This is a genomic window from Protofrankia sp. Cj3 (genome assembly GCF_917627355.1).
GTDB lineage: Bacteria > Actinomycetota > Actinomycetes > Frankiales > Frankiaceae > Protofrankia.
The window spans coordinates 1-10,362 of sequence record NZ_CAKJTR010000167.1; the positions used below are offsets into that span (position 1 = coordinate 1).

Annotated in this window: 12 protein-coding genes and 1 pseudogene; 2 read left to right on the top strand and 11 right to left on the bottom strand. The window is 66.5% G+C overall.

The features are described from left to right. The 3 genes from MJ783_RS18545 to MJ783_RS18550 form a co-directional block, all read right to left on the bottom strand. A partial coding sequence (locus tag MJ783_RS18545) for a nitrite/sulfite reductase (protein ID WP_239312011.1) occupies positions 1–1,168 on the bottom strand: 1,168 nt, incomplete at its 3' end. 55 nt (positions 1,169–1,223) lie between these two features. Then, a complete protein-coding gene (locus MJ783_RS23745; RefSeq protein WP_370651694.1) occupies positions 1,224–1,418 on the bottom strand; it encodes a putative leader peptide in 195 nt (64 codons plus the stop codon). Positions 1,419–1,560: 142 nt separating this feature from the next. After that, positions 1,561–1,992, bottom strand: coding sequence for a response regulator transcription factor (locus tag MJ783_RS18550; protein ID WP_239312013.1), 432 nt, complete (start codon positions 1,990–1,992; stop codon positions 1,561–1,563). A gap of 765 nt (positions 1,993–2,757) precedes the next feature. On the opposite strand from MJ783_RS18550, the gene MJ783_RS18555 reads away from it, so the two are divergent. Beyond that, a complete protein-coding gene (locus MJ783_RS18555) occupies positions 2,758–3,594 on the top strand; it encodes a helix-turn-helix transcriptional regulator (protein ID WP_308194814.1) in 837 nt (278 codons plus the stop codon). A gap of 13 nt (positions 3,595–3,607) precedes the next feature. Here the strand turns inward: MJ783_RS18555 and MJ783_RS18560 are convergent, their stop codons facing one another. The 8 genes and pseudogenes from MJ783_RS18560 to MJ783_RS18595 all read right to left on the bottom strand — a co-directional run. After that, positions 3,608–4,465, bottom strand: a complete 858-nt coding sequence (locus tag MJ783_RS18560) for a menaquinone biosynthetic enzyme MqnA/MqnD family protein (RefSeq protein WP_239312015.1) — start codon at positions 4,463–4,465, stop codon at positions 3,608–3,610. Further along, complete coding sequence (locus MJ783_RS18565) at positions 4,462–4,773, bottom strand: hypothetical protein (protein WP_370651695.1); 312 nt, start codon at positions 4,771–4,773, stop codon at positions 4,462–4,464. The genes MJ783_RS18560 and MJ783_RS18565 overlap by 4 nt, the downstream gene beginning before the upstream one ends. A gap of 45 nt (positions 4,774–4,818) precedes the next feature. Further along, entirely contained in the window at positions 4,819–5,118 is a 300-nt protein-coding gene (locus MJ783_RS18570) for a hypothetical protein (RefSeq protein ID WP_239312016.1), read from the bottom strand. Between the two features lie 11 nt (positions 5,119–5,129). Continuing rightward, entirely contained in the window at positions 5,130–6,278 is a 1,149-nt protein-coding gene (mqnE, locus tag MJ783_RS18575; RefSeq protein ID WP_239312019.1) for an aminofutalosine synthase MqnE, read from the bottom strand. 243 nt (positions 6,279–6,521) lie between these two features. After that, complete coding sequence (locus MJ783_RS18580; protein ID WP_239312021.1) at positions 6,522–6,881, bottom strand: hypothetical protein; 360 nt, start codon at positions 6,879–6,881, stop codon at positions 6,522–6,524. A gap of 87 nt (positions 6,882–6,968) precedes the next feature. Beyond that, entirely contained in the window at positions 6,969–7,691 is a 723-nt protein-coding gene (locus MJ783_RS18585) for a UbiX family flavin prenyltransferase (RefSeq protein WP_370651696.1), read from the bottom strand. Continuing rightward, complete coding sequence (gene mqnP / locus MJ783_RS18590) at positions 7,688–8,617, bottom strand: menaquinone biosynthesis prenyltransferase MqnP (RefSeq protein WP_305039511.1); 930 nt, start codon at positions 8,615–8,617, stop codon at positions 7,688–7,690. The genes MJ783_RS18585 and mqnP overlap by 4 nt, the downstream gene beginning before the upstream one ends. Before the next feature lie 114 nt (positions 8,618–8,731). Next, positions 8,732–9,769: pseudogene (locus MJ783_RS18595) on the bottom strand (menaquinone biosynthesis decarboxylase); the annotation flags it as partial. Positions 9,770–9,922: 153 nt separating this feature from the next. On the opposite strand from MJ783_RS18595, the gene MJ783_RS18600 reads away from it, so the two are divergent. Further along, positions 9,923–10,096 carry a hypothetical protein gene (locus MJ783_RS18600; RefSeq protein ID WP_239312023.1) on the top strand — a complete coding sequence of 58 codons (174 nt, stop codon included), beginning with the start codon at positions 9,923–9,925 and terminating at the stop codon, positions 10,094–10,096. Positions 10,097–10,362 lie beyond the last annotated feature (266 nt).

The window sequence follows — 10,362 nt, forward strand, 5'->3', positions numbered from 1 at the left end:
GTTTCTGTGTGGTCGTCGCGCGGATGCGACCCGCGGCGAAACGGTCGGCGAGGTCCGCGACCGCGGTGAGCGTGGTGCCGCTCAGCCGTCCGGCACGGGGCGCGAAGCCGACCGCGAGACGGCCGTCGCTCTGCTGGTGGATACCGATGTGATCGCGGCCCTCATTACGCGGCGGCGGCGGTGGCGGGCCGTCCGGCAGCGGCGCGGTCAGGTACTCCTTCTCCAGCGTCGTCCGGACCCATTCGGGCCCCATGTCCGCGACCAGGAACTTCAGCCGTGCCCGGGTGCGCATCCGCCGGTAGCCGTAGTCCCGGAACAGGCTCGCCACCGCGTACCAGACCTCGGCGACGCGGTCAGCGGCGACAAAGGTGCCGAGCCTGACCCCGAGCTTGGGATTGGTCGACAGCCCGCCCCCGACCCAAAGATCGTAACCGGCACCGAACTCCGGATGCACGGCCCCGACGAACGCGATGTCGTTGATCTCGTGCAGGGTGCACTGGTCGGCGCAGCCGGAGATGGCGCTCTTGAACTTGCGCGGCAGGTTGCTCAGGGATGTGTCACCGACGTAACGCCGGACGGTCTCCTCGATCGCCGTGGTGGCATCGATGATCTCATCGCCGTCAACCCCGGCCAGTGGGCACCCCAGGATGACCCGGGGGGTGTCGCCGCACGCCTCGGCCGTTGTCATCCCCGCGCCTTCGAGCGCCGCCCAGATCGCGGGAACGTCCTCGATGCGAATCCAGTGCAGCTGGATGTTCTGGCGGTCGGTGACGTCCGCGACGTCCCGGCCGAACCGGGTGGAGATCCCCGCGATGACACGAAGCTGATCGCTGGTCAGCCGGCCACCGTCAAGGCGGATCCGCTGCATGAAGAAGGGCGCGTCGAGCTCCTCAGGCTCAAGGATGGCCGTCTTACCGCCGTCGATTCCCTCCTTGCGCTGGGTGTACAGCCCCCACCAGCGAAATCGGCCCCGCAGGTCCTGCGGGTCGATCCCGGCGAACCCGGTGTATGGGTAATGGTTGAGGATCCGGTCCCGAACGGCGAGGCCGTCCTGGTCCTTCTTCATCCGTTCGTTGGGGTTGAGGGGCTCAAGGTGGCCGAGGGCCCACTGGCCCTGCCCCTTCGGACGGAGCGGGCGGGTGGGACGGGAGCGTGCGGGGGTTGTCATCGAGTCTCTCGCAGCCGGGTGCGGGGTGCGCCGAGAGCGCCGGCGCGCGGGAAGGTCAGCTGTGACGCGGACAGGCGGCGCTTGCGACCCTGAGCAGGTCGATGTGCAGGCGCGCGACCAGAGCAGAATCCACCAGCGGGAAGTCGACCAGCGCAGGACCCGCTGGACGGACGTCTGGACCGAGGCCGGTTATGCCTGAGCCAGTCAGACGAAGCCCCGGGCGCACGGTCACGGCCCTATGGTTCCACACTGGGCGCCCACAGGTTGGTGATCGCGCACAGAACTGACAAAAAACAACCAAACGCTCACAAAAAGTGACCGACAAATACCCGAATTATGCTATTTTCGACAGCTGAGCAGCCGTGCCCAGAGCTGCCCAGAGCCGCTGAGGCTCAGTTCCGGGTCGAGCCGCCCGCGGCGACCCGGGTCGAGGCACGGCCGCACACGTCCCGAAGATGATCGAGCAGGCTGTCGGCGGCAAGGCCTTTCTCGATCAGAGCATGCGCGCCGAGCGCCAACGCCCGCTCGCCGAGAGCCTGCTCGGAGAAACCCGTGAAGATGACGACACGGGCGCCCGGCGCGGCGCGACGTACCGCGGGCAACGCCGCGAGGCCGTCCAGGACGGGCATGCACACATCGAGCAGCACGAGGTCCGGGCCGGTCCGCGAAACGACCTCAACGGCTTCGGCCCCATCCCTTGCCTGGCCGACGACCACGAAGTCAGGCTCCATCTCCAGCAGGAGACACACGAGGTCGCGCACACCATCCGCGTCGTCCGCCACCACGACACGAACGGCGGCCTGCGGCTCCGGTTCCCCGTCCATATCCGACGTTCTACGCCACGCCAGCACCACCCGCCCATCGTCATTCGGGGTGGTTTCCCGAGCTAGCCCCCGTGCCCGGCGCTCTGGCGGGCGGGCCATACGGCCGCGATGCGCACGTAATCCGCAACGAGTCCAGTGACGCCAGTGACGCGGCAATGTGAAATGGTTATCCGTGGATTGCCTTTGATGCGCCGGAAGTAACAACGACAACAACTGTCGGCAACTTCCCACCTCTAATGATCATCGTCAACCAAAAGGTGTGCAGGTCATAGCCTTTTTCGCGCATCTGGGCGGCAAGAGCGACCAGCGGCAGGGGACGCGCGCCGCGGGGCCAGGGCACGCACCTCGCGCCATCGCTGCCCAGCCATCCCCGCGCGGCGCACGGGTGCCCCGGCGCCGGTCGCCACCCACCGCCTCCGGTGGCTCCCCGCGCCGCCTCACGCGATGCGCGCACCCCAGCCCCGCTCCTTGGTCCACAGCCCTATCGCCAGGCGCTCTTAAGTAATAAATATACGACGATAAGTAAAAAATCTTCAGACTTTGGCCAGGGTTAGTGCACGTTGGAGTAGCATGGTCACAAAAGGTGACACGATTTTTATCAATCACTCTTTGTAGACCCCTCCGACACAGAAAACGTGACACGGATCGGGCCGGCCAGGCAAGCCCCTGCCGCCCGGTCCGCCCGGAAGAAGGAAGCAGGCGCGGATGCTGCGACGGAACCGAGGCTGTGACGACACAGCCAGCGCGGAGGATCTTCTGCCATGGATGATCCGTCGCATACGTGAGGAACGGGAGCTCTCCCGGGCGGATCTCGCAAGGATCACTGGTTATAGCCGACGGTACATCGACCAATTGGAGCAGCCCAGCCGCGGTATCCCGGCTCGGCCGGTCCTGGCCGCCGTCGACGCGGCCCTGGCGGCGGACGGCGCTCTCGTTGCGCTACGGCTGGCCGCGATCGAAGCCCGCACCGAAAGAACGCACAGCGATTCAAGCCCGGAGATCGAATCCCGCCGCAGGATACGCGACCTGCTCGACTACCAGGCCTGCGATCGAAAGCTGGACGCCCTCGACCGGCGGGCGACGGAACTGATCGCGTCCGCACAACAGCTCTCCCCCGCCGATATCACCGTTCGCGTGCGGGGCCAGCAGCGTTTTGCCGACGTTCTCCTGCGGACCCGCATGCTTCCCCATCAGCAGTTCCGCCTCTTCATGATTGCGGGGCATCTCGCGGGACTACAGGCGATAGCCCTGTTGGACAGCAACGAGTTCGAGAAGGCCGGCACCTGCTGTCTGGAGGCCGCCGTCTTCGCCGAGCTGACCGGGCATGAGGGGCTGCGTGCCTGGATACTCGTGGTGAACAACCTGATCGACGCGGCGGTCCACGGCACCCGCACCGACCATGCCTGCCCCGCTTTCCCCACACCGGACGAATTCGCCAGCATGATTGCCGCGGCGGATTACCGAACGACAGCCGGCGCTGGCAAGGCGAATGCCGCTGGCGTTCCCACACCCGATTGGAATGGCCCGCGGCTCGCGACAGCCAGGGCACACAGCGCCCGCCCGCCGGTCGATTTCTCCCGGGCATTTCGACCGCCCGTGTGATGGCCGGCCCGTTCTACACGTCGGCGAACACGATGCCCGTCCGTGCTGGGACGACGCCGCGCGCCGCGGCCTGGCCGGCGAACGCCATCAGGCCCTTCAGCTGACGCTCGCCCAGGGAGAAGTCCAGGGCCGTGAAGTAGCGCGTCAGGGTGGCCGCGTCGAGCGCCTCCCAGCGCGCCGCATGCCTGGCGACGGTGCCGAGCTGGCGGAGCGCGAGGTCAAGGCTGCCGCGGAAGGCGCTGTGCACCTCCTTGACCACGCCCGGATGGGCCAGCGCGAAGTCACGCCGGACCGCCCAGAGCGCGAACACCATCGGCAGTCCCGACCAGTCCCGCCAGGCCGCTCCGAGATCAACTACATGAAGCGGATGCGTGCTTCCGGCCCGCTCAGCGTCGTGGACGGCGCGGAGCGCCACATCCCCGATCAGTACGGCCGCGTCAGCCTCGCGGAGCATGAGCGGCAGGTCCGGCGGCATGCTGGCGTAGGCCGGGGCCAGCCCCAGCTGGTCCTCCAGCAGGATCTGCGCAAGCAGCACGCCGGTCCGCGACGTGGAACCGAGCGCGACCGACCGGATCCGCTCCCGTGGGACGGCGCTGACCAGCGCAACCGACAGGACGGGGCCGTCCGAACCGACCGCGATGTCGGGCAGCACAACAAGATCGTCAGCGTGCCGCAGATACTCGACAAGACTGATCGGGCCGATATCGAGATCGCCGCTCACCAACGCCTCGTTGAGCCGGTCCGGAGTGTCCTTGGTCAGCTCGACATCCAGCAGCGCACCGGAGTGCACCAGCCCCCAGTAGAGCGGCAGGCAGTTGAGAAACTGGATGTGCCCGACCCGTGGGCGAGCCGGCCCCGGCCCGCCGGTCAACGCAGCCAGCCGCGTCGTTGCGCCAAGGCGCCGAACACCGCGCGACGCTGGCGGAGCGCCACCGGATAGCTCACGAGCCCGCTCAGCACAAAGGCCACGGCGAAGGCCAGGAACCCGTTCACGCCCAGCAGCAGCACCACCGCAAGCACCACACCGAAAATCAGCGCTCGCAGCATGAAGTAACGGGCGTTGATGGCCAGCAGACCCGAGCGGGATGGTGGCGTCGGCGGCGCCGCGGATGGCGGCCGCGACGGCCACCCGGGCAGCGACCGCCCCGCATCACCAGGTGCCCGGCTTCGAAAATCCACGATGTCCGCCCTCCTCGTCCCGGCCGTGCCCTGGGCCGGCTCATGTCATCTCGGGCGACGGGTGCGCCTGCGTACCCAGCCAAGGCGTTGCAGCAAGGAGGGATACAGGCCGAGACAGATGAACATCACCAACAGGCCGAGCAGCCCGGCCGGGCCGATCGCCAGACCGGCGAGCCGCAGCAGGGCGTAGGCAGTCACGCCTGGCACAAGAATCACCAGGAAAGCCAGTATGAAGATCGAGCCGATACCGGCCGATCCCTTCGGCTTGGCGGGATGCGCGGGCGCACCCGGCCGCGGCGCCCGCGCATCCGGGGCATCCGAGGTGTCCGGTCGGCTGGTCTGCATGTCGCGGGAGCCTATGCGCCGATCGGCTGGGGAAGATCCCGACGGGCCGGGTCGGGGCCATCGAACTCCCGGATCACCCGGTAGCGGGTGTTGCGCTCCACCGGCCGGAAACCGGCATCCCTGATCACGGTGAGCAGGTCGTCACGGGTCATCGTGGTGGGCGTCCCGAAACCGTCCGCGTCGTGGGTGATCTTGTATTCAACGACCGACCCATCCAGGTCGTCCACGCCGAAGTTCAGCGCGAGCTGGGCCGTGGTCAGGCCGTGCATCACCCAGAAACACTTGATGTGATCGATATTGTCAAACAGCAGCCGGGACACCGCGAACGTCTTCAGCGCCTCAGCGCCGGTCGCCATCGGCTGGTTCATGAGCCGGTTGCGGGGATCGCCAGCCGCGTCGTGCTGAAAGCGCAGCGGGATGAACACCACGAACCCTCCGGTGGCGTCCTGGAGCTCGCGCAGCCGCAGGACGTGGTCGACCCGGTGGCGGGGCTGCTCGATATGGCCGTAAAGCATGGTGCACGGCGTCCGCAGGCCCTTGGCGTGGGCGATCCGGTGGATGCGCGACCAGTCCTCCCAGTGGGTCTCGTGGCCCACGATGTGCTGGCGGACCTCCCAGTCGAAGATCTCCGCGCCGCCCCCGGTCAGCGACTCCAGACCGGCGTCGATCAGCTCGTCGAGGATCTCGTCCGCGGGCAGGCCGCTGATCTTCTCGAACCAGTGGATCTCGGTGGCGGTGAACGCCTTGAGCGCCACCCCCGGCAGCGCTTTGGACAGCTCGCGCAGTGAACGCGGGTAGTAACGCCACGGCAGGGTCGGATGCAGGCCGTTGACGATGTGCAGCTCGGTGATGCCGGCGGGCTCCATCTCCCGGGCCAGCCGCACGGCCTCCTCGATACGCATCGTGTACGCCTCGGCCTCGCCGGGCTTGCGCTGGAACGAGCAGTACGCGCAGGACGCCGCGCACACGTTGGTGAGGTTCAGATGCCGGTTGACGTTGAAGTACGTCGCGTCGCCGTTTTTGCGCACCCGGACGGAATGCGCCAGCTCCCCCAGCCAGGCCAGCTCGTCGCAGGCGTAGAGGGCCTCGCCGTCGGCGCGGCTGAGCCGCTCGCCGCCGCCGACCTTCGCTTCGATCTCACGCTTGAACCCGGCGTCCATAACTATGAGGGTAGCCCCGCGCGCTCCCGCGACTGGCCTGAGGCCGGCCTGTCCGGCGGCCTCGTCCAGTCTTCGTCCAAGGCACCGCCCAGAACCTCCAGCGTGCCCGCGGCCGGCGCCCTTTTCATGATCAGCGCGTGTTTGTCGTTGGGTACGGTTTTCGGCCTGATCGGCGTACCCAACGACAAACATCCGCCGATCTTGCTAGGGAAAAATGCCGATCAGCGGCCATCGGCCTCGGCATCACCGCTCGCTGACATCTCGGCCCGCCACGCTGGTGCCGCGCCTGCCGGCCGGGCGCCCGGCGGCGCGTTCGGCGGCACGGCGCTGCATCCGGCCCACCGGGTAGGTCAGCACGCCCGTGATCACCAAAGCGGACAGCAACGCCAGGACCGGGCTGACGTCCAGGCCGAGCAGGACGGCCAGCACCACGATCAGCGCCGCGATCCGGGCGGCGAAGTACGGCAGCTGTACCCGGAGATCCGGTGCTGACGGTGCTGACGGTGCTGACGGTGCTGACGACGGCCGGCCGCCCGCGCGCGCCGCCCGACCCTTGGACGCCGGTGCCGCCGCGGGGCTTTTCCTCGTGTTGTTGCGCGCCATACCTGCCTCAATCCCCAGCCTGACATCAACTACGGATGCCGCGAGTTCACGGTACGGCTCGGGCGGTGGACACCGTCGGATGCCCGGTCATGAGGACGGGCGGCGGGCGGCGCCGAGCTCACCCGTCCAGCGGCGCAGGAGGGTGTTGGGTACGCCGGCCACGTCCAGGACCTTGCCGGCGACGAAGTCCACGAGCGCCTGCGCGTCGGTCGCGCCCGCGTAGAAGCCGGGGCTCGCCGCCGCCACCACCGCGCCCGCCTCGTGCAGCGACAGCATGTGCAGCAGCGTCGAGCGGGTGAACGGCATCTCCCGGGGGACGACGACCAGCGTGCGGCGTTCCTTCAACGTGACGTCGGCGACTCGTTGCAGCAGGTCCTTGGACAGGCCCAGGGCTATCCCGGCCACCGCCGCGGTGCTCGCCGGAACGACGATCATCCCTCGCGTCAGGTAGGAGCCGCTGCTCGGGCCGGCCGCCAGGTCACCCGGCGACCAGTGCCGAAGCCAGCCCGTCTCCGCCGCCCGTGACACGGCGGCGGCCGTGCCGACGCCGAGCCAGCTCGCCAACGCCTGCGGCCAGGCGTTGTCCCGCCAGGCCAGGCCCGTCTCGTCGAGCAGCGTGAGGCGGGCGGCCCGGGAGACGATCAGATCGATCGGCAGACCAGCGGTCAGCAGGCCACGCAGCACCGACGCCGCGTATGGCGTTCCGCTCGCACCGCTGACGCCCACCACCCATGGTCGCCGCGGCTCGCCGGCGTCCGGGCCGGCCGCGGCCCGTCCCACGCCGCTCACCGGGCCCGTTACACCGGTCACCAGGCCAGGCCGCGCCCGGCGAGGTCGATGGTGGCGAAGGTGAACAGGGCGATGCCGACGAAACCGTTCGCGGTGAGGAAGGCCCGGTTCACGCGCGACAGGTCGTCCGCGGAGACGATCGCGTGCTCGTAACAGAACGCGGCGGCGGTCACCGCGAGGCCGGCCCACCACCAGACGCCGAAGTTCTCCATCAGCCCGAACACGACGAAGAAGGCGAACGTCACCACATGGGTGACGATCGATGCCGTCAGCGCGGCCTGAACGCCGAACCGAGCCGGCACCGACCCCACGCCGATGCCGCGGTCGATCTCGGCATCCTGACAGGAGTAGATCAGGTCGAAGCCGGCGATCCAGGCGCCGACCGCGGCCCCGAGGACGAATCCTGCCCACGACCAGTGGTCGGTGATGGCTATCCAGGCGCCGATGGGCGCGACCGCCTGGGCCAGGGCGAGAACGACGTGTGGGAAGTTGGTGAACCGCTTGGAATAGGAATAGACGACCAGCGGGATGACCGCGAGCGGCGCGAGCGCCAGACAGAGCCAGGACAGCGCGGCGGCCGCGGCACAGAAGACCGCCAGCGCGATGGCCGCGCCGACCGCGGCGGTGCGCACCGAGACGACGCCGGTGACCAGCTCACGTCCGGCCGTCCGCGGGTTGCGTCCGTCGATCTTGCGATCAATGATCCGGTTGGTGGCCATCGCGAAGGTGCGGGCCGCGACCATCGCGATGGTCACCAGACCGATGTCCAGCCAGTGCACCGAGCGGGAGATGTCGAAGGACGCGGTGAGCGCGGCGACATAGGCGAACGGCAGGGCGAACACCGAATGTTCGATCACCACCACCCGCAGGAAGGCGCGAACGGGACCGTCGGGTGCCGGAGCCGGCCCCGGCCCCGGCATCTCCGGGGCAACTGCCGCTTCACTCACCAGCGATCAACTCCATCCGCCTCGCCGCGCGCCGGGGACCCATCGCTTCCCTGCTACCGGGCGTTTCTCCTGCCGGGCACTCCTACCAGTCCGTACTCTTTTTCGCAGGCTTTTCTACAGTCCGTACTCTTTCCAGCGACGGGCGACCAGCTCCCTGGTTGCCTGATCCATCACGGCCTCCGCGGGCCAGCCGCCCTCGCGACGGTATCCCTCGGCCGGGAGCTTGCGGGTGGCGTCCACGCCGATCTTCCCACCGAAGAACTGTTCGTAGGAAGCATGGTCGAGGTGGTCGACCGGGCCGATCGTGGTCAGGAGGTCATGGGCGTAGTCGACGTTGCCGAACGCCCGCCAGGCCACCTCGGAGTAGTCGTGGACGTCACAATCGGCATCGACGACGACGACGAGCTTGGACAGCGACAACAGCCCGGCGCCCCAGACGGCGTGCATGACCTTCTGCGCGTGCTTGGGGTAGCGCTTGTCGATCGAGACGATGGCGCAGTTGTGGAAGACGCCCTCGACCGGGAGGTCGTAGTCGACTATCTCCGGGATCATCATCCGGATCAACGGCAAAAAGATCCGTTCTGTCGCCTTGCCGAGTGGGCCGTCCTCCTGCGGTGGGCGACCCACGACGATCGTCTGGAAGACCGGGTCACGCTGCATGGTCATGGCGTCGACCCGAAGCGCGGGGAACGGCTCGACCGGCGTGTAGAAGCCCGTATGGTCACCGAACGGCCCCTCTGGACGCCGTTGGCCGGGCTCCAGCCAGCCCTCCAGCACGATCTGGGCGTTTGCGGGCACCCGCAGCGGAACCGTCAGGCAGTCGACCATCTCGACCCGCTCGCCGCGCAGGAACCCGGCGAACAGGTACTCGTCGATCTCCGCCGGCAGCGGCGCGGACGCCGCGTAGGTCACCGCCGGGTCACAGCCGAACGCGATGGCGACCGGCAGCTTCTCGCCACGGCGCTCGGCCACGGCGTGGTGGGCGTTGGAGTCCTTGTGGATCTGCCAGTGCATCCCGACCGTCCGGGCGTCGTGGCGTTGCAGCCGGTACATGCCCAGGTTGCGCTGGCCCGTCTCGGGATGCCTCGTGTGGGTAAGGCCGAGGTTGAGGAAGGCGCCGCCATCGTCTGGCCAGGCATGTACCCCGGGCAGCCGGAACAGCTACTTAACAGGAAGTAAAAAGGAAAGAGCTTTAAACAAACAAACTAAAGAGAAAACATATGAAATCTATATGATGAATAATATCATCCGATTCGATTAATTAACATTATTGAAAGCTCAGCTCACACAGATCCTATTCTACAGATGAAAATCACCAAATTACCAGATGATTTGATCCCTAAATTTAATATAAAAAAAAAAAGCAAATATTTTTCAGCTGCGTTCATGCCAGCAAACGGGCATCGCAATGCAGCGGCGCAGTATATAGAACTTGGTGCGCTGTTTCTTGGCCACCTTGCTGCATATTTTCCCAAATGACTTACCTGAAGGATCCTCGTTATCCTTGCTGTTCTTCTCCTTCCCTTCCATGAATATATCTCTATCTATCTATCTATCCATATGTATATATATATATATGAATCTATATATCATAGGCTAGTCGCTCTTTCCAAGTGTGTGTAGAATGGATTGTATAGTATAAGTATATAGGCACGAGGAAACAAAAGAGTTTTAAGTACCCTTTTGAATTTATAGAGCTTGGAGTAATTTCCAAATAAAAACAACAATAATTAACCCTTTTATTT

Bases quoted from the DNA above. Each gene is read 5' to 3' on its own strand.
- MJ783_RS18600 (WP_239312023.1), top strand. From the start codon at position 9,923: ATGAAAATCACCAAATTACCAGATGATTTGATCCCTAAATTTAATATA.
- MJ783_RS18555 (WP_308194814.1), top strand. From the start codon at position 2,758: ATGATCCGTCGCATACGTGAGGAACGGGAGCTCTCCCGGGCGGATCTC.
- MJ783_RS18570 (WP_239312016.1), bottom strand. From the start codon at position 5,118: ATGCAGACCAGCCGACCGGACACCTCGGATGCCCCGGATGCGCGGGCG.
- mqnE (WP_239312019.1), bottom strand. From the start codon at position 6,278: ATGGACGCCGGGTTCAAGCGTGAGATCGAAGCGAAGGTCGGCGGCGGC.
- MJ783_RS18550 (WP_239312013.1), bottom strand. From the start codon at position 1,992: ATGGACGGGGAACCGGAGCCGCAGGCCGCCGTTCGTGTCGTGGTGGCG.
- MJ783_RS18580 (WP_239312021.1), bottom strand. From the start codon at position 6,881: ATGGCGCGCAACAACACGAGGAAAAGCCCCGCGGCGGCACCGGCGTCC.